The sequence below is a fragment of the Sulfitobacter sp. F26169L genome (assembly GCF_026410285.1).
Taxonomy (GTDB): domain Bacteria; phylum Pseudomonadota; class Alphaproteobacteria; order Rhodobacterales; family Rhodobacteraceae; genus Sulfitobacter.
On record NZ_JAPMLP010000008.1, the window covers coordinates 53678 to 70923 of the forward strand.

General features: G+C 54.1%; 20 protein-coding genes. 10 read left to right on the plus strand and 10 right to left on the minus strand.

The window, feature by feature from the left end; all coding sequences use genetic code 11:
- Positions 1–32: 32 nt before the first annotated feature.
- From OS189_RS15235 to OS189_RS15250, 4 genes are read right to left on the minus strand one after another with little or no spacing between them, the layout of a single operon-like run.
- Complete coding sequence (locus OS189_RS15235) at positions 33–1463, minus strand: Y4yA family PLP-dependent enzyme (protein WP_267168193.1); 1431 nt, start codon at positions 1461–1463, stop codon at positions 33–35.
- Positions 1460–3022 carry an FAD/NAD(P)-binding protein gene (locus OS189_RS15240; protein ID WP_267168194.1) on the minus strand — a complete coding sequence of 521 codons (1563 nt, stop codon included), beginning with the start codon at positions 3020–3022 and terminating at the stop codon, positions 1460–1462. Before OS189_RS15240 ends, OS189_RS15235 begins: the two co-directional genes overlap by 4 nt.
- Entirely contained in the window at positions 3019–4059 is a 1041-nt protein-coding gene (sbnA, locus tag OS189_RS15245) for a 2,3-diaminopropionate biosynthesis protein SbnA (RefSeq protein WP_267168195.1), read from the minus strand. Before sbnA ends, OS189_RS15240 begins: the two co-directional genes overlap by 4 nt.
- Positions 4038–4502, minus strand: coding sequence for a ParB N-terminal domain-containing protein (locus OS189_RS15250; protein ID WP_267168196.1), 465 nt, complete (start codon positions 4500–4502; stop codon positions 4038–4040). Before OS189_RS15250 ends, sbnA begins: the two co-directional genes overlap by 22 nt.
- A gap of 287 nt (positions 4503–4789) precedes the next feature.
- Here OS189_RS15250 and OS189_RS15255 point away from each other — a divergent pair, with 287 nt between their 5' ends.
- From OS189_RS15255 to OS189_RS15265, 3 genes are read left to right on the plus strand one after another with little or no spacing between them, the layout of a single operon-like run.
- The gene (locus OS189_RS15255; protein ID WP_267168197.1) at positions 4790–5206 is read left to right on the plus strand and encodes a ribbon-helix-helix domain-containing protein; all 417 of its coding nucleotides are present in this window, start codon (positions 4790–4792) and stop codon (positions 5204–5206) included.
- A 29-nt stretch (positions 5207–5235) separates the two neighbouring features.
- Positions 5236–6324 (plus strand): extracellular catalytic domain type 1 short-chain-length polyhydroxyalkanoate depolymerase, encoded by a 1089-nt coding sequence (locus OS189_RS15260; RefSeq protein ID WP_267168198.1) that lies wholly within the window; start codon positions 5236–5238, stop codon positions 6322–6324.
- A gap of 10 nt (positions 6325–6334) precedes the next feature.
- The gene (locus OS189_RS15265; protein WP_267168199.1) at positions 6335–7450 is read left to right on the plus strand and encodes a C45 family autoproteolytic acyltransferase/hydrolase; all 1116 of its coding nucleotides are present in this window, start codon (positions 6335–6337) and stop codon (positions 7448–7450) included.
- Between the two features lie 192 nt (positions 7451–7642).
- Here the strand turns inward: OS189_RS15265 and OS189_RS15270 are convergent, their stop codons facing one another.
- Together OS189_RS15270 and OS189_RS15275 are read right to left on the minus strand one after the other, a co-directional pair.
- On the minus strand, positions 7643–7984 hold the full coding sequence (locus OS189_RS15270; protein WP_267168200.1) for a DUF4112 domain-containing protein: 342 nt from the start codon (positions 7982–7984) through the stop codon (positions 7643–7645).
- Between the two features lie 6 nt (positions 7985–7990).
- Positions 7991–8149, minus strand: coding sequence for a YqaE/Pmp3 family membrane protein (locus OS189_RS15275; RefSeq protein WP_267168201.1), 159 nt, complete (start codon positions 8147–8149; stop codon positions 7991–7993).
- 101 nt (positions 8150–8250) lie between these two features.
- Between OS189_RS15275 and OS189_RS15280 the strand changes: the two genes are divergently transcribed.
- Complete coding sequence (locus OS189_RS15280; protein ID WP_267168202.1) at positions 8251–9018, plus strand: Crp/Fnr family transcriptional regulator; 768 nt, start codon at positions 8251–8253, stop codon at positions 9016–9018.
- A 14-nt stretch (positions 9019–9032) separates the two neighbouring features.
- Here OS189_RS15280 and OS189_RS15285 read toward each other — a convergent pair whose 3' ends face one another.
- Positions 9033–9530 carry a DUF892 family protein gene (locus OS189_RS15285; RefSeq protein WP_267168203.1) on the minus strand — a complete coding sequence of 166 codons (498 nt, stop codon included), beginning with the start codon at positions 9528–9530 and terminating at the stop codon, positions 9033–9035.
- 286 nt (positions 9531–9816) lie between these two features.
- Between OS189_RS15285 and OS189_RS15290 the strand changes: the two genes are divergently transcribed.
- The 6 genes from OS189_RS15290 to OS189_RS15315 all read left to right on the plus strand — a co-directional run bounded on the left by OS189_RS15290 (position 9817) and on the right by OS189_RS15315 (position 14970).
- Positions 9817–10296 carry a hypothetical protein gene (locus OS189_RS15290; RefSeq protein WP_267168204.1) on the plus strand — a complete coding sequence of 160 codons (480 nt, stop codon included), beginning with the start codon at positions 9817–9819 and terminating at the stop codon, positions 10294–10296.
- Positions 10293–10694: a phage holin family protein gene (locus tag OS189_RS15295; protein WP_267168205.1), complete on the plus strand. Its 402-nt coding sequence runs from the start codon at positions 10293–10295 to the stop codon at positions 10692–10694. The genes OS189_RS15290 and OS189_RS15295 overlap by 4 nt, the downstream gene beginning before the upstream one ends.
- A complete protein-coding gene (locus tag OS189_RS15300; RefSeq protein ID WP_267168206.1) occupies positions 10684–11835 on the plus strand; it encodes a DUF3618 domain-containing protein in 1152 nt (383 codons plus the stop codon). Before OS189_RS15295 ends, OS189_RS15300 begins: the two co-directional genes overlap by 11 nt.
- Positions 11836–11897: 62 nt before the next feature.
- The gene (locus OS189_RS15305; protein ID WP_267168207.1) at positions 11898–12845 is read left to right on the plus strand and encodes a YihY/virulence factor BrkB family protein; all 948 of its coding nucleotides are present in this window, start codon (positions 11898–11900) and stop codon (positions 12843–12845) included.
- A gap of 15 nt (positions 12846–12860) precedes the next feature.
- A complete protein-coding gene (locus OS189_RS15310) occupies positions 12861–13841 on the plus strand; it encodes an endonuclease/exonuclease/phosphatase family protein (protein WP_267168208.1) in 981 nt (326 codons plus the stop codon).
- Entirely contained in the window at positions 13831–14970 is a 1140-nt protein-coding gene (locus tag OS189_RS15315) for an AI-2E family transporter (protein ID WP_267168209.1), read from the plus strand. The genes OS189_RS15310 and OS189_RS15315 overlap by 11 nt, the downstream gene beginning before the upstream one ends.
- 47 nt (positions 14971–15017) lie before the next feature.
- Here the strand turns inward: OS189_RS15315 and OS189_RS15320 are convergent, their stop codons facing one another.
- The 3 genes from OS189_RS15320 to OS189_RS15330 all read right to left on the minus strand — a co-directional run bounded on the left by OS189_RS15320 (position 15018) and on the right by OS189_RS15330 (position 17243).
- A complete protein-coding gene (locus OS189_RS15320) occupies positions 15018–15266 on the minus strand; it encodes a GlsB/YeaQ/YmgE family stress response membrane protein (protein ID WP_267168210.1) in 249 nt (82 codons plus the stop codon).
- Positions 15267–15394: 128 nt separating this feature from the next.
- The gene (locus OS189_RS15325; RefSeq protein WP_267168211.1) at positions 15395–16468 is read right to left on the minus strand and encodes a PRC-barrel domain-containing protein; all 1074 of its coding nucleotides are present in this window, start codon (positions 16466–16468) and stop codon (positions 15395–15397) included.
- Positions 16469–16724: 256 nt separating this feature from the next.
- Positions 16725–17243 (minus strand): DUF421 domain-containing protein, encoded by a 519-nt coding sequence (locus tag OS189_RS15330; RefSeq protein ID WP_267168212.1) that lies wholly within the window; start codon positions 17241–17243, stop codon positions 16725–16727.
- Positions 17244–17246 lie beyond the last annotated feature (3 nt).

Genomic DNA, 17246 nt, shown 5'->3' on the forward strand with positions numbered 1-17246 from the left:
ATGCAGCGCCAATCGCGCCTTTTGTTGTCGCGTTAGTCAGTGTCGATTGCGTCAAGCGTTGCTGTGCCATCCCGTTGCAGAAACACGTTTTTCGCTAAAGGAAACTGGTGTGAGCGGCTTTCCAAGAAATGCATGAGGTAGCCAGCCGTGTTCGGAAATACCATGATATCACCCGGTCGCACACCAGCGGGGAACACCATCTTGCGCCGCGTCAGCCATTCGCTTTCGGTGCAATAGGTTCCAGCAAGATACCCTTCGACCGGATCACCGCGCGGCTCGGGACCGGGGACCATCAATGGGTCCAATGCAAATTCGCTAAAGCCGGATCGTGATTGAGTGCGGTTCATCTGCACCCCGATCACTGGCACGCCGGCGCTGTCGGTCTTGCAGAACGCTACGCGCGCGAGCGTCATTCCGCAGCCGTCCAGCACCGAGCGACCCGGTTCGCAGCGCAAGGATACTTTTGCATCGCGCAGTCGGTTCGCAATGGTCTTGCCTCCGTCGGTTGCATTCAGGATTTCGCGCATCCAATCCGTCTGAACCACTCCTTGGGCCACCGGATAGCTGTCGATTGACCCTTTTGCACCATCAGGGTCGACAGTCCGTCCCAGTCCGACATTGTGCTGCGTGATGGGTTCACGCGTACCGCCCAGTGCAGCATCCAGCTCGGACTTCCATGTGTCCCATTGAGCTGGATCATCGAGGTAGTTCATCGGGATACCGCCCCCGATATCCAAAAAGAAGTCGCGCTGTATGCTATGGCGAAGCGCGGTAATAACCGGCAGGGTCTGGGCAATGGCTGCGATACGATCCGCACTGCTGTAGCCGTTCAAATGGAAGTGCAAGCCATCCAGCGTGATCTGTGGCGTTTGCGACAAACGCGTTGCAATGTCTGGTATCTTCCTCAGTGGAAGACCAAACCGAGAATAAAGTGGCTGCCCCTCGCGTTCAAAACCGTTCAACCGCAGACCGACTGACACCGGCCTGTCCTGATACTGAACGACCTCTTCCAGCAGCGTGATTTCATCCAGATTATCGAGGATGATCGTCACCCCGTTGGCCACACACAAAGACATCAAGTCCTGGTCTTTGACAGCCGCAGTGCAGACGATCCGGTCGCCGGGCAAGCCGCGGTCCAGACACTGAACAACTTCTGCATGGCTGGCTGTATCTATGCCAATGTTTATGTCCCGCGCTGCATCGACGTAGGTCAGGCATTTGTTGGCTTTGCGGGCAAACATCGGAAGAAAAGGCAGATCAAATTCACCCACGCAGCCGATTAAATCAGCGATATTCCCTCGAAATGGCGCATCAGACTGTATGTTCAGCGGCGCGCCATGCTTGTCGAGCAGATCGTGAACAAGTTTCGGCTCCTCAAGAAGCGTCACCATCCAGTTCTCCAGCCGGGCGCGCAATGGTACGATGCCACGACAGGGCTCATAAACAGATACTTGTGTCTTCATGTGGCTGCCTCCAATCCCGTATTCTGCGCTGCCGTTGAACGCAGAACTTGTTTCGCCCATCTTTCGGGCAAGTCATGAAGCAGGCGCGACAAGGTATCATTACCCAGAACGCAGCCTTCAGTAGCACGCCCGATGATCGACAGGCCTGCTGTCACACCATTATTGCATAATGATTGCCCATCAGCGTTGATCCGTAGCCCACCTAACGCACCGACCGATACATGCCCGTCGCGAAGTAATCCGGCGAGCGGCTCGGACAAGGCAGCGGCGCCAGCTGACGGGATCGTTGCATCGATTATGACATCCGCGTTTGGTGGGTTGGTCAGGTGATCAAAGCTGATCAAACCTGCCTCTTCAAGACAGATCAACTTGCCCACGTTTTGCGCTGGCGGTCCAAAGGCAAGCCGCTCCATCTCGGCGGCGACCTCAAGAAACAGCGCAGCATCGTGCTGACAAAGCTCTCTATAGCTAATCCAGCGAATGAGCTGAGGATAGCATCGCCGCCACGTCTCGGCCAAGGCCCAACCTATGTCCGGCGCTATTCGTCCCGAAGCAATATCATACCCCAGCCGTAACGCGTCGCGACACCTGTGCGCATCAAACGGGGTTGCGGTCCAATCATCGAAAAATTCCCTTGCCGCACCGCCAGATGCACCCTGCAGTTTATCCGCAATAGAAAGCAACTTGGTCCAGATATGTTCACTGAATAGGTCAACGCGTGGATCGCCCAGCACCATCTGGAATCCATCCAACTGTTCCGTCCAGAATTCAACATCGCGCGGCGGTGTAAATTGGGTCTGCGAAACCTTGGCACGCATAGGTCGACCAGAGCGACTGAATGGGGCGATCAGCGCTGGTTCCTGCCCCGACGGCTGATAGGAATGACCTTTGTCAATTTCAGTGAAGACCCCCCCGCGACCTTCGGTTAGCGCCAACATCATGTCGATAAATGTAAGCGCGAACCCCCTGCAAGCAACGATTGCGCCCGCTCTCACTGAGGCAGGTGTTAAAGTTTTGCTAATCGGATAAGGCGACGAAACGGTTATAGCGCTATCGGCGCTATTTTCACGCAACCAATCCTGATGCCCCGTCGAGACCAACACTTCATCAACAACAATACCGCTCGGCGTAACGATCCAGCCATCCTGCTTTTGCCTCAGACTGGTAACGGAGGTCGTATGAAGCGTGAGATTGATGTTCGCGGGCGCGTTCTCGACCACTTTCTTAAAGCACCAGCCAAGATATGCACCAACATTTGATCGGGGCACGTAATCGTCAGCCGCGACGCTTGAACCGTTGCTGTGTGACCACTTCAAAAAATCCGGCCCCCGTCCGTCCGTCCACGCATCAATCATGCGCGCTGGGAAATTCATCAGCAAAATATCAGGCTGCGATGGATCGTAAATCGGCCCTGCGCCCGGATGTGGCGAGGCTTCGAAAATGTGGAGATCAATCTGTGACGCCGGATTATTTCGCCCCACTTGGCTCAGGCTGTCCAACGCATAGAGCCCCTTGGGCCCGCAGCCGATTATGGCGATGGTTTTACGTTTCCCAGTCACGACGCGGGTGTGTCCAGTCCGGCCAGTCTCTGCACCTCGGCATCCGAATTTCCCAACTCCCGTTCAACCCATTCAGGATCAAAGATAGTGCTCAGATACCGCGAGCCCGAGTCGTGGATAATCGCGACGACAGTTTTACCGCGCAACGTGTCTTGCATGCTGCGCACTGCCTCCAGCACCCCACCGCCGGAACCACCAACCAAAAACCCTTCTCGCGCCACCGCCCGCCTGCATCCGGCGACACAGGTGACATCCGCCACACGCACCAGATCATCGAAAATTTGACCTTTCGCCAGATCAGGAATGCGCCCTGCGCCCATTCCGGAAATCTTGCGGGGTCCGGCGGCGCCTTCAAAAAGTGTGCTGCCTTGTGCGTCAACCGCTACAACCTTGGTTTCCCGCCCCATGCGGCGCAGATAATCCCTACAGCCACGCGCCGTTCCTGTGCTTGAACAGGCGACAAAAAGATAATCGATTTGACCCTGCATCGCGGCGTCAATCTCGGCAATCGTTCCCGCCTCGTGGGATGCAGGGTTGTCGGTATTGGCGTATTGGTTGGGCCAGAAACAGTCCGGTGAAGCCTCCAGCAACGCCGCGACACGTTCCAGACGCGCAGCCAGAAAATCACCTTCAATAGGCTGATCGACCAATTCGATTTTTCCACCCAAGGCGCGGATGATAGCCACATTTTGCGCCTGCGCATTGGGATCGACAACGCAGATGAATTTCAAACCATGCACTGCGCAGGTCTGCGCCAGCCCAATACCCATGTTGCCCGATGACGATTCCACTACCGTGTCACCAACGCAGAGACGACCATCCGCAAGCGCCTGTTCAATCATGAACCGGGCGGGCCGATCTTTTGCGCTGCCGCCAGGGTTCATAGATTCGACTTTCGCGATCAGGTTAACATCCGGCACATCAAGATACCGATTTAGCCGCACCATAGGCGTCTGCCCTACTAAATCGAGAACGTCATCGGCAATGCGTGCGAAAGGGTTGTTTGTGTCAGACGTTAAGGTTGGATTGGCGCGCATGGGCTTTCCTTTTCGACCTGTGTCAATACAGGTTCACGAATATCAAAATTGTCTGTAAACAGATCCGCAAGAGGCATCCCCATTAGGGGCACAGCGAATTTCAGCATGTGCCGGGACGTTTTGATCGGCAACATCTGGTTGCTTGCTGCGGCGCTGCGAATGATCTCTCGGGTCACCACCTCGCCCTCGCGCCATGAATCCACTTCGACCAAACTACGGTCATCGTAATCCACCACGACACAGGGCAAAAAATCCACTTCCAGCAGACGCAACGCGTGATACCGATGATGCCCGTCCAATAGCGTCTTACAGCCACGCGCAACAATCAAAGGCCGCTTGATAACTCGGTCTGTGACGATAGCGGTCATGATGTGATCGACATGGCTTGCGTCCACCTCTTCGTGAGGCGACACGTCCGCGATCGGAATTAGGTCCTGGTTCATCTCACTGTCCTTATCCGCTTAGAGCGCAGTGACGCATCCAACACTACGCGCCCTGATCCTCTATCATTGTCAGCTGTTATTCTTATGTTGTGTATCAGTTGTCATCCTAAGTGGCGCATCAATTGCGCATGGACCATCCTTCAAGGGGATCGAATGGTAAGAATGCTAAACCAGAATAGCATTTCTAACGCACACGGCTTCCTGGCCAAATTTTGCAGGAATATTTCAGATTGAGGTTGCACGGCTGAAAATAACGCCATACACCATCCATATGGATGGAGTATTCAATGAGTAACGTTAAACAACTGCGTGACAAGCAGCCCGAGAATGAAAAAATCACGATCAACCTTGGATTTGTCGACCTCGGTCGCATCGACCTGTTGGTTCAGGAAGGGTTTTATTCAAATCGAAGCGACCTGATCCGCACAGCGATCCGCAACCAGTTGGAAAGCCACACCGGCGTTGTCAGCCAATCGTTGGAGCGCCACACGATGGAGTTGGGCCTGCGCGACTATTCCGCGTCCGATCTGGAAGCGTTGCGCGACGCCGGTGAGGTGCTGCACGTCAAGGTTGTCGGGCTTGCCCGTATTGGCGCAGATGTCACGCCGGAACTGGCGCTCCAGACCATCGGCTCCATCACCGTTCTGGGTGCCCTGCAGGCAAGCCCCGGAATCAAAAAGGCACTTGCGGACCGCATCAAATAGGCTGCGCCACACCTAAAAAAGGAAACGAAATGAAACTCTTTAACGTAGGCGCTCTGCGCCCTGCGGCTGATGACGCACGCCTGTCCGCTGCGAGCGATCTGGTGCAGCGCACCCTTGCCCAGCACGGGCTGTTGCCCGGCAGCCAGACTCCGCAATCGGGTTGTCTCCATAATGGGGGGCTGCCCAACGTGGATGGGCTGATGGCCCGATTTACGCAAAACAGCGGAGGATTCGCCCCTGCGCACACCGAAATCCCCGAGGGGGCCCAATTTTTACAGAAAACCTACACACATGCGGAAGGCAGCCGGATGTATCGAACCTATATTCCGGCCTCGGCAGATATGGGCATCACGGGCGTTGTCATGATGTTACATGGATGCACCCAATCCCCCGAAGACTTTGCGGCTGGCACTGGAATGAATGCTCTTGCAGAACAGCATCGGATTGCAGTGGTCTATCCGGCGCAATCGCGCGGCGACAATGCGCAGTCATGCTGGAACTGGTTCAGCCGCGGCGACCAGCAGCGCGGCCGCGGAGAACCCGCGATACTGGCGGGATTAGCGTCTCAAATCTGTGGCTTTCATGGCGTTGAGCGGGACCGCACCTTTGTGGCCGGATTGTCCGCAGGCGGCGCGATGGCGAGTATTTTGGGAGAAACTTATCCGGATGTCTTTGCTGCTGTCGGGACCCACTCCGGTTTACCGGTCGGTGCCGCCAAGGACATCCCATCGGCTTTCGCTGCGATGGGCGGCAAAATTCTGGATACGCCGATCCGCGCCCGCAACGAAACGCGGGTCCGAACAATCGTTTTTCACGGCACAGCCGATGCGACTGTCAGTCCGAAAAACAGCGACATTATCGTGCAGCGTGCCTTGGGCACCAACATGAGCCAAAGCATCGAGACAAACGAACAGGGTCAAGAAAACGGACGCAGCTTTACACGGTACATATCAACCGACACGGACGGCACTGCTGTGGTGGAATACTGGCGCATTGACGGACAGGGCCATGCATGGTCGGGCGGATCGAACGCCGGAACCTACACTGACCCGAAAGGTCCGGATGCCAGCGCCGAGATGCTGCGGTTCTTTTTTGACAACGCCGATGAGGTTAATTGAAATGACACCCATGACATTCGACGCAGTGAAAGAAGCAAAGCCAGGCCCGAAATGGAAGGGACGCTGGAACCGTTCCTGGCCCGCTTACGAGGCTTGGTTTATCGCAAATGGCGGTGACAAAGGGCCAACCACGGTGCAATGCCGGGACGCGTTAAAGCGGTATATGCCCGAACTGGTATCCCTCTATGACAGACTGGTATTGATTTCAGGCGGTTCAGACCGCGCTGCGCGATTTTTGTCGACGTGGTGCCCGCCGTGTTATCTTGGAGGTTGCTCGCTTGCCGCTGTCGCCGACAAGGACGAGGTGCGCCTTGTGCGTAATTACGACCTGTCACCGGAACTGAATGAAGGGTTGTTGCTCCATAGTTCGTGGACCGGCCGCCCTGTCATGGGCATGGTCGAATTTCTTTGGGGGTTGTCCGATGGTATCAACGATGCGGGGCTCAGCGTCGCACTCGCTTACGGGGGCCGCTCGGAGACCGCTGAGGGGTTCGGGATCACGACGATCCTGCGATATGTGCTGGAGACTTGCGATACCGTGGCACAAGCAATTGCGGCGTTTGGGCGTGTGCCGTCGCACATGGCATATAATCTGGTGCTTGCCGATGCATCAGGGCGGACGGCCAGCTTAGAGTTGTCTCCCGGCGGTGGGGTCAAAATTATGCCCAATGCTATTGCCACCAACCATCAAAGTGGCCCGAAGCCCGCTGAGCGGCCTTCGTTTACACGCAGTTTCGAGCGACTTGAATATCTTGATGGTCTACGTGCAACACCGGCTGAGCTGAACAAGGCGTTCCTCCGTGCGCCGTTGATACAAGACCGCTATTCTCACGGCTTCGGCACGTTGTTTACGGCTGAATACGATCCCAATCGGCGAACGCTTGGCCTTACGATCAAAGGGGAACGCTGGGATCAATCGCTTCATGGATTTGAGGAAGGACAGAGGACTGTAAACTATGCCGATAATGGGCCGACCTTGCCAGGCGAAATTCAAGAGACGGTGCCGGATTGGTCTGCTGCGGCCATGATCGACTGGCAGCGGTTAGCCTCGGATTATGCCAAAGGCGCGGGGCGACCTGTTGTCGAGTATTTGCCGTCGTCGACAGAGGTGAAAGACGTGGCCTGATCTCTGCCCCGCGTCAAATGCTCTTGCTCATGCCGTCGGATATCGTTCCGGTCCCCGATGGCATGTGCATTGGGATCTACTGACGATATCCTCAGGTTATCGAAACCTCGATGCGACCGCCTCTCTCAACAAAAGCCCTTCGTCTGATTAATCGTAAAAAAAGCATGGCAACAACAGCAGTCATGGCACTCGCTAATCGCTTCGTCGTTCCAATTCTGCCCGAAGCAACGCAAAGTTCCGATTATTTGCCTTAAATACCAGATCGAAGATATCCCCGATAAGCGGCACCGCTCCTATGAAAAAGTCAAAACCGGTGTTGGCAACCATCCGGCCGAGCGTGCGCTTTCTCGCACCAAGCCTTTGGGCGCGATAGATCAGATATGCCGATGGCCCCAGACTCGCCAGATCGCCCACACCCGGAATGATGCCCACCACTGAATCCCATCCAAACCGGATGGGCGTTCCCGGTATTCGGTATCGACTGTCCAGCAAGGTTGAAAGCCGGTCAAGTTTTTCAATCTCCGTGGCTGACATGCGCGATTAGTCGCGCGCAACGATATAGATTGCATGCACCAGCCCCGGAATGTAGCCAAGGATCGTCAGTAAGATATTCAGCCAAAAGTGCTTTCCGATGCCGACCTTAAAAAATACGCCCAGTGGTGGAATAATGACCGATAAGATGATGCGGATGATATCCATGCTTTTACTTTCTTTCAGGTAGGTCTACGCTGAAAACACGAAGTCGGGTAGTTAGGCAATATAATAACAATACCCTGACTTAATCCATGTTAAGAATATGAATGAATGATAATTATAAAAGCTGCCTTGTCAGCAGGCTATCGCGCTTCGTCACTCTGACGGAAGCTGAATGCGCGTTTATTGCCCTTATGGAGGCAGACGAGAATGATTGCCGTAAAGGGCGTCCCGTCCTTGCCGTAGGCGATACGACCGAGGGCGTCATTGTGCTGAAGTCGGGGTGGGCGGTCGTCAAAGCCGACAGTTCAGATGGCCGCAGTCAAATCTTGCGGGTCTATTTGCCCGGAGAGGTCATGGGGCTGGCAGAGATCGGATCAACCCACGCCAATCATCGTATCGTTATGCAAACAGATGGCAAGATTTGTCCATTCCCCCGCAGCGGTCTGGCACCGTTGTTTTCGGACTATCCCAGACTTGGGGCATTGCTGGCAGCTTTGGGCAGCCTTGACCAAATTGCCTTGCGCCATCACGCCAGCAGCCTCGCCTCTATGGATGCGGCAAACAAGCTCAAGTTCTGGCTCCTTCAGCTTAGATCAAGACTGGAAGTTGCAAACGTCGGTCTCGGGAACCGGTTTCGTGTTCCTTTCAGTCAGGTCGAGATCGGTCAGGCCGTCGGTTTGACATCGATCTATGTGAACAAGTTGCTACGAAAATTTGTTGAGGAGGGAGCTATCGAAGTCGAACGGCCCTATGTTCGTTTGCTGAAACGCGATGAGTGGGAAAAGGACTGCGAGTTTGTAAACGCGTTTCATGACATGGACACGTCATGGTTTCCGGCGGCGAAGGACGATACTGCAAACGCGACGTCGTAATCACCCCTGCCCCATTAATGGCGCGCTTGTTCGTTGATATTATCCGTGGCAAGCCGCATCATCGTGTGATCATCATCATGGGATGCGGCAAGACAGATTTTTAGCGCCATCAAATCCTGATCCAGCTCTAGGTGGTCGGCAAAGGCAACGAGAGAGGCATATCCGGCGATAGCGTAATGCGCCAAACGCTGATATTGAATGATGATCATCGCATCTTTAGTCGTTTCTTCCCCGATGAACTCTTCCAACGCTTGAGCACGAGCGTCCTTCACAAGTCCCTCCATACCTTCGCAATGTGTTCCCATGATCTCTTCCTCATGGCCGACCGCGATATTTTCCAAGGTAGCAATCCCCTCACTTATATTGCCAACTCCTGCGCGCAACGCATGAACAAGTCTTCGGTTTCGGGCCACTTGTCCCAGCGCTTTGGTGACATCAAGTGCCTGTGTATTTGCGCTATAAAGGTCTTTGAGTTGCTCGATGTAGAGGTCTTCCAATGTGTCGATACGCATCGCGAGTCCTTTCAATATCTCCCGCCACGCTATCGCATATAGACCAACACGACAGGGAGCATCTGACAAGCATCGCTGGTTTCAGGGTTTTTGCTAAACCAGTTTAGCGTCTGCGGCCCACGGAACCAAAGCGATCACGTATAAGTTATCTTTAGAAAGCAGCAACCCCGCTGCGACACCGAAGGGAGACATCACTTATGCACAACGTTTTCTATCTCATTGGCCTTATTGTCGTCGTCTTGGCGATTATCGGCTTCGTATTTTGAACCTTAAAGGGAGTGATAACATGACAACCGATAATAACAAAAATGCTGGCCAAACCTCTTCAACCAAATCACAAGTCGAAGAAAGCGCATCGAATTTAGCAGAGCAAGGTAAGGCGGCGGCTGGCAAGCTGGCGCAAGACGCGACTTCGGCTGCGGCGCAACAGGCGGACGCCGCCAAGTCATCCGTCGCGGATGAGGTGTCTGGCGTGGCCTCTGCCCTACGCACCGCAGCCGAAGAAATGCGCAGTGGGTCGCCACAGGAACGGACATTCGGTCAAATTGCCGAAGGACTGGCAGACGCGTCTGATGCAATGCGCGAAAAAGACCTAAGCACGATGGTGCAAGACGTCAGTGCGTTCGCACGTAAGAACCCGATGGTTTTCTTGGGGGGTGCTGCGTTGATCGGTTTTGCAGCGACACGCTTCGCGAAAGCGTCAGGTGATACGTCAAACGATGTGACACACACAACACCAACCACATACCGGAGTGACTTTTCATGAGCGATCATAACACAAACAAGAGCGCTGGCGGCTTGCTTCAAGACGCTTTGCAAAACGTTAGCGGAATGGTCCGTAATGAGGTTGATCTGGCTCGAGCCGAGGTCAGTGAAAACATCAACAAGGCTGGTGTTGCTGTCGGTCTGATCGCGGGTGCTGCAATCATCGCACTTGTTGCATTGAATGTGCTTGCTGCAGCCCTTGTCGCGGCCCTCACCGAAGCCGGGATCGACGCAGGCTGGTCAGCGCTGATCGTTGGCGCTTTGCTGGGACTGCTCGCCTATCTATTGATCAACAAAGGCATCAATGACCTGAAACTTTCAAGCCTTGCACCGACGCGGACGGTTAAGAACGTTCAGCGCGATGCCGCAGCCGTAAAGGAAGCTTACGATGACAAATGATACACGTAGCCCGAAAGAAATCGAACGTGAAATCGAAGCACAGCGTTCGGACCTGACATCCAACCTCGAAGATTTGCAAGATAAGTTTTCGATAGATACGGTGGTGCGTCAAATCGGCGACCAGTTCCGCGAACACGGGGGAGATATGGGGCGCTCAATCTCGGAACAGGTCAAAGCCAACCCCATCCCACTTGCGTTGACGGGTATCGGTTTGGCGTGGATGATGTTTGGAAACAGCCAAAAACAGACGGCATCGGTCCGGTCCCGTGATTACGACGACGACCAGGGTTATAGCCAATACGAGCGCGATTTCCGCCGCACTCGTCTGGCTCAGGATCGGCCATACACACCACCCGCTCGCCCTGCTGCGTTCTATAACCGCGGACCGTCCTGGGCGCGTGACGATGAAGACGATAACGATACTTCATTGACTGAAAAAGCTGCTCACGCAACGGGAACCGCCAAAGACAAGGCGTCGCAGGCAGCTTCTGCCGTAAAGGAAGGCGTTGGGTCTACTGCATCTTCAGTCTCGGACAGTGCTTCACGTGCCGGATCAGCAATATCTGACGCCGCATCCTCGACAGGGTCCGCCATTTCGAGCGGTGCGCAATCTGCACGCAGTAGCATAGCTGCTGCCGGAAGCCGGATTTCCGAAGGCACGGAAACCCTGACTGAAGAAGGTCGTCAGCGGGTCGTTGAAGCCCGTCGCAAAGCTATTGAGATGCGCGACTCGGCAGCCCGCTCCATGAGCGACGGTGCGGACGCCGCCGCCGATATTTATGACCGCCAGCCGTTGGTGATCGGGGCCTTGGCTCTCGCCGTGGGAGCAGCGCTTGGTGGTGCGTTGCCGCGCTCCAAAACCGAAGACGACCTGATGGGCGCGCAAAGCGATGATCTGTTTGACCAGGCAGAGCGTATCTATGAAGAAGAGAAAACCAAGGCGTTGTCGGTCGCCAAATCTGTGAAGGACGAGGTCAAAGACATCGCGTCCGAAACAAAAGCGGATCTGGATTCGGGTGCGCCCGGCGACAAGTCTGCTGTTGATGCCATTGGCGATAAGGCCAAATCTGCCGCCAAAAGGGTTGCTGACAAGGCAGAGAGCACCGCTAAAGACAAAGATTTAGGCAAGCCCAAAACTTGAACCGGGTCGAGGGGGCCGCAATTACGGCCCCTTCGAGCAACTGACTTTATTTGGGGTATCTCATGGCACGTGGACGCGACGCTGAAAAACCGACCGAAATTCCGGCATCTGGCTGGAAGGATATTGCATTTCGTCTCAAGGATGAAATTGCAGATGATCGCGTCGGTTTGATTGCTGCTGGTGTCGCATTTTACGGCCTCCTTGCCCTGTTTCCAGCCATCACTGCGCTTATCGCAATCAGTGGTTTGCTGGTGGAGCCGAGCGCCATCGTTGAACAATTGCGCGGATTGTCGGGCGTCATGCCCGACGAAGTTATCACCATTATCACCAAGCAGGCCACAGCCGTAGCCGGCTCACGCGAGGGTGGATTGGGTTTGGCCGCTCTACTGGGTATTATCATTGCGCTCTATTCCGCGTCCAAAGGTGTCGCCAGCCTGATGCAGGGCATAAACGTTGCCTACGATGAACAAGAAAAGCGGGGATTTATCAAACTCAAACTGGTTACTTTCGGCCTGACGATTGCGTTGATGATCGGGCTGTTGGTGGCGCTGCTTATGATGATCGGTCTACCCGCAGCCCTGTCCTTCGTTGATCTGGGCGGCATGATTGAGACTTTGATTACTGTGGCAATGTGGATCGGCCTCTTGTGTCTGACAATTCTTGGACTTTCGGTGCTTTACCGTTACGCTCCGTCGCGCGACGAACCCGAATGGAAATGGGCTTCTCCGGGTGCGGTTGCCGGATGTTTGTTGTGGATTGGGGCGTCGGCAGGCTTTGCGTTTTATGTGAGTAACTTTGGCTCCTATAATGAAAGCTTCGGCACGCTTGCCGGTGTTGTTGTCCTGTTGATGTGGTTTTGGATTTCTGCGTTTATCATACTTTTGGGTGCTGAACTGAACGCCGAATTAGAGGCGCAGACCCGCGCCGACACGACCCAAGGCCACGATGAGCCCATGGGCCACCGCGATGCCGTGAAAGCCGACAATCTCGGCGATGCTGCGGGCAAATAAAGATTGGACTAAGAAATGCTTACGTCAGTCTTTTGGGCGCTCGCCCTTATCGTTCTCGTGACGACAGCGTTGCCTCTGACCAACAGCGCGCGCTGGTGGGTGCGCATGTGGGATTTTCCAAGACTGCATATCGCGATTTTTGCTTTGATTGTTTTTCTGGCGGCGTTGCCGGTTGATTTTGCCTTCAAACGGATTTTGCTCGCACTGTTGTGTGTCGCTTTCATTTATCAGGCAAAGCAGATTTTCCCCTATACGCCGTTTGCCAAGACCGAAGTCAATACGTCTGACCCACCGTCGCCCTCGGACACAGTGACGATGCTTGCGGTTAACGTTTTGATGGAAAATGACCGATACGATGATTTAATCACAATCATTAGACGTGAAGACCCTGATATCCTGTTTTTGATGGAAACCGATAAGGTCTGGGGCGATGCGCTCGCTCCGGTGCTTGCGCGGTATGATGAGGTAAAGGCACATCTGACAAACGATCACTACGGCCTGATATTCGCAACCCGTCTGGACGTTGAAGATATCGAACTCCAGTGGCCCGACAAGGACGACACACCAGCAATCAAAGCGGTTTTGCGCGCGCAGAGCGGGGTAGATTTCAATTTTATAGGTCTGCACCCTCGTCCGCCCGTGCCCGGAAATGACACTAAAGCCAGAGATCAGCAAATTAAAGACAAGGCCCTGATGACGTCGTCCGCTGACCGACCAACCGTCTGTATGGGTGACTTCAATGATGTAGCATGGTCTTGGACCACAAAACGTTTCAAACGATATGGCAACTTCGCAGAACCGCGTGTCGGACGGGGGATGATATCCAGCTTTCACGCCAATCATTCCTACATGCGCCTACCCATTGATCAGTTGTTCATCACGGATAAAGTCAGGCTCGTCTCGTTCGCACGGCTTGAGAATTTCGGCTCTGATCATTTCCCGATAACAGCGACGGTCTTTTTTGACACCGGTAAAGGGGCGCACAATGACGGATAATGCAACACCAACAGATACTCAAAGCGCCGCCGCAAAACGGCCCGAAGCCTCGCTGAACTGGAGGAACCTTTATTTCCCCTTATACGGAATTTTTGGTCTGTTGCTGTTGCAGGCGCTTGTCTCTGCAAGCGGTTTTCTGATCCCTGTCATCACGGCATTTCTTGGCTATTTTGTGCTTAATCGCCCACGCAGATGGCTGCAACGGATCGGTGTTCCACCGGTCGCGTCGGCCGCTTTGTTCACAACGTTCATGGCCATGATGATCTTTATCCTGCTTGTACAACTCAGCAGCCCGGCCGCGCAATTCATCGAGGATTTACCCTCGCTGGTAGACGAGATCAAACAAAAGATCGCGGGCACTGGTGGCGCACTTGAAGCTCTCAACGACGCATCAGAGGCAGCCGAAGAGGTCATGGCGGATCAGGAGGCTAACACCGTCGAAGTCGAGGTCGTATCCGACACGGGATTCGTGGCGACCGTCCTCAGCATGGCGCCGAGCTTTTTAAGTCGGGTCGGTTTTGCCTTGGTTCTGCTTTTCTTCCTCGTAGCATCTGGCGATATGTTCCTCACAAAAACGCTGGAAAGTCTCAAGTCGTTCAGCGACAAACGTCAGGCAGTGGAAGTATTGCATTCGATTGAGGAACGCCTTGGATATTATCTTGGCGGTATCGCGATTATCAATGCGGGATTGGGCATAGCGGTCGCTGTCGCGATGTATTTATGGCAAATTCCAGGCGCATTGATCTTCGGCTTCATGGCCTTCGGGTTGAACTTTGTGCCGTTTCTGGGGGGCTTGATGGGTGCCGTAATCGCGGCAGCTGTTGCATTTGTAAGCCTGAACGGCACATGGGCAGCAGCCGGAGTGTTTGCGACTTACATCGTGCTGACCTCTATCGAAGGTCAGTTCATCACGCCGCTCGTCATTTCGCGCAGGATGAGATTGAATACCACTGTCGTATTTCTTTCTGTCGCATTTTTCGCCTGGATATGGTCCATTATGGGTATGGTCGTCGCCCTGCCGATTTTGATAGTCATAAAGATCGCCTGCGATGAAACCGGCACATTTTTGACGCTCGCGCGGTTTCTTGGTGATAGCGAAGATTATGCCAACGACACTGAAAAAGGGTAGTAGCGGCATACAAAGGTGTTATCTTCGCCTGCCGGTCATTATTGGATCTAGCGTCGAACAAGTCTCGCTACGAAGATCAACAAACAGGCACCTGCCGCTGCCACGATGAGCTGACCAAACCAACCGCCTAATGTTGATCCGGTAATCGCAACAAGAAGCCAGTTCAACACCAGCGCACCGACGATGCCAAGGATAATATTCATCAGTAAACCCTGATCGGTTTTCATTATTTTCTCGGCGATCCAGCCCGCCAGAGCACCAAGGATGATCGAGCCGATCCAACCTATTCCAGTCATTTCAATTTCCTTTCAAAGACCTCTAATGAGGCAAAAAACGGGCGAAGCATCATCGACCATGGAATAACCCGTCTTGATGGTTCGCCCGCTGATAACGCAGCCGGGACAAGGGCTGCGTTATATTCGATTTAGTCGAGGCCGAGCTGTTCAGCCAAACGAAGGCCGGGGTCCAGAACGCGAACCTCGTTTTCGTTGTATTCCGGCATGTTTTCCAGCTGGGATTGGGTAAACTCTGGCAAGATCAACTCATCTTGACGCAAGATCAACTTTTCAACCGGCACTGCGACTTCATTTTCGCCCATACCCAGGAACCCGCCAACGCCGATAATAGCGACAAGCGTTTGACCGCGCATACCAATGAAGTCGACTTCGCCGACATCTTCGCCCGTTTCAGTTGCGACGCTGCGACCGATCAGGTCTTCGGCCTTACGGTCAAAGATCGGCAGAACGCGAACAGCTTCCTGATAACGGGCACGATCCTCGTCCGCCATGTTACCTTGTTCGTCAGCGTTGAAATCTTCCATAACAACGCGAGCCTGCATCTGTTCGATTTCAACATCTGCTTCGCCGCCACCAACGACGTTTACTTCTGGCTCTTCGCTGGTCACAGACACATTGGCATTATCGCCCTGTTCCACGTTCACCTGCGCGTCCTCTTGCGTAACATTAACATCTGCATCCGCAGCTTCGGTGACACTCACCTCAGCTTCACCTTGATCAAATTCAACACGCGGCTGCGCTTCCTGAATCGTGATCCGCGGTTCGGGCCGGATAAAACGCACAACCGGCTCCGGTTGATCCAGGTCGATAATCGGCTCGCCTGTTTCGACGTCTATTTCAGGCTTCGGCACCATGACCGTGACAACAGGTTCCGGGATGACCACAGTAATTTGCGGCTGGGCTTGCTCGACTGTGATGATCGGCGCCTGTTGACGCACGCGCACCGTTGGTTCTGGCACGACAACGGTGATTTCCGGCTGCGGTTGTTCCACTGTGACGACGGGCTGGCCTTGAGTCACTTCGACGTTAGGGTCGGGCACTGTCACATTTACAGTGGCATCTTCCTGTTCAACGACGACCTGTCCGCCCTGAACCGGAACAGCTGTCTGGTCGGTATCTGTCGTCGTCTGCGCGATTGCGCCACCCGCAACTATCGCGCCCAACGCAACAGAGCCGAGAAGTGTTTTCATTAACGAATTCATAGTGTTTTCCTTGATCTTGACCGTTGGCCCGCCGCCCCAAGAAAAGGGGCCGGCGAAGTAGTCAACGGTCATCGGTTTACACGAACGTAGATCGGTAGAGACGCTGCCCAACCGTCGTCATCCGTGATCGCCCAAACCAGCATTGCCGCCGGTCTTTGAAGCTGATCAAATCATATCAGCGCAAGATATCGCGTGGGGAACGCAGGCACTAATCCCTGACAAGTTTGATGGACTTTTCAAGCGGTGACATCGACATCTATCGGGATTTGCCCAATCCCTTTAAAAGGATTCCGTCTACCTGTGGTCCGTGCAAGACAGATACGTCACCCGTGGTTTCCAACACGACGGCCCTTATCGACGACATCTCAAGCGCATTGGCCTCACGCAGTTTGGCTAAAAGATCGCCTTCTGTAACGCGTGTTTTCAGCAGGGCTTCGTGGAGTATCTCACCATCTTTCATCAACAGCGCAGGTTCGTTCTGTAAAACACTGTCAATCGCTTCCGAGCGGTGGCGTAAAAATGCAACGCAGAACTGCACGGCAAACAATGCAGCCATTGCAGTCATGGTCTGCACCAATCCAGCCCAATCCGAGGACTGAGATGCACCGGCGAGCAGTGATCCCATGCCAACCGTCATGACAAAATCGAAGTTGGTCATTTTTGAAAATGATCGCAGGCCGAGAAAGCGAACAAGCACAATAATCCAGCAAAGACCCAAAGCGCTCAGCAATGCCCCTTTTGCAACGGCATCTATCAGCGTGTGATCGAAAAACATGAT

Coding starts and splice junctions, on each gene's coding strand:
- sbnA (WP_267168195.1), bottom strand. CDS start 4,059: ATGCGCGCCAATCCAACCTTAACGTCTGACACAAACAACCCTTTCGCA.
- OS189_RS15235 (WP_267168193.1), bottom strand. CDS start 1,463: ATGAAGACACAAGTATCTGTTTATGAGCCCTGTCGTGGCATCGTACCA.
- OS189_RS15295 (WP_267168205.1), top strand. CDS start 10,293: ATGAGCGATCATAACACAAACAAGAGCGCTGGCGGCTTGCTTCAAGAC.
- OS189_RS15315 (WP_267168209.1), top strand. CDS start 13,831: ATGACGGATAATGCAACACCAACAGATACTCAAAGCGCCGCCGCAAAA.
- OS189_RS15285 (WP_267168203.1), bottom strand. CDS start 9,530: ATGCGTATCGACACATTGGAAGACCTCTACATCGAGCAACTCAAAGAC.
- OS189_RS15310 (WP_267168208.1), top strand. CDS start 12,861: ATGCTTACGTCAGTCTTTTGGGCGCTCGCCCTTATCGTTCTCGTGACG.
- OS189_RS15265 (WP_267168199.1), top strand. CDS start 6,335: ATGACATTCGACGCAGTGAAAGAAGCAAAGCCAGGCCCGAAATGGAAG.
- OS189_RS15270 (WP_267168200.1), bottom strand. CDS start 7,984: ATGTCAGCCACGGAGATTGAAAAACTTGACCGGCTTTCAACCTTGCTG.
- OS189_RS15260 (WP_267168198.1), top strand. CDS start 5,236: ATGAAACTCTTTAACGTAGGCGCTCTGCGCCCTGCGGCTGATGACGCA.
- OS189_RS15320 (WP_267168210.1), bottom strand. CDS start 15,266: ATGACTGGAATAGGTTGGATCGGCTCGATCATCCTTGGTGCTCTGGCG.
- OS189_RS15300 (WP_267168206.1), top strand. CDS start 10,684: ATGACAAATGATACACGTAGCCCGAAAGAAATCGAACGTGAAATCGAA.
- OS189_RS15275 (WP_267168201.1), bottom strand. CDS start 8,149: ATGGATATCATCCGCATCATCTTATCGGTCATTATTCCACCACTGGGC.
- OS189_RS15325 (WP_267168211.1), bottom strand. CDS start 16,468: ATGAATTCGTTAATGAAAACACTTCTCGGCTCTGTTGCGTTGGGCGCG.
- OS189_RS15250 (WP_267168196.1), bottom strand. CDS start 4,502: ATGAACCAGGACCTAATTCCGATCGCGGACGTGTCGCCTCACGAAGAG.
- OS189_RS15330 (WP_267168212.1), bottom strand. CDS start 17,243: ATGTTTTTCGATCACACGCTGATAGATGCCGTTGCAAAAGGGGCATTG.
- OS189_RS15280 (WP_267168202.1), top strand. CDS start 8,251: ATGAATGATAATTATAAAAGCTGCCTTGTCAGCAGGCTATCGCGCTTC.
- OS189_RS15305 (WP_267168207.1), top strand. CDS start 11,898: ATGGCACGTGGACGCGACGCTGAAAAACCGACCGAAATTCCGGCATCT.
- OS189_RS15290 (WP_267168204.1), top strand. CDS start 9,817: ATGACAACCGATAATAACAAAAATGCTGGCCAAACCTCTTCAACCAAA.
- OS189_RS15255 (WP_267168197.1), top strand. CDS start 4,790: ATGAGTAACGTTAAACAACTGCGTGACAAGCAGCCCGAGAATGAAAAA.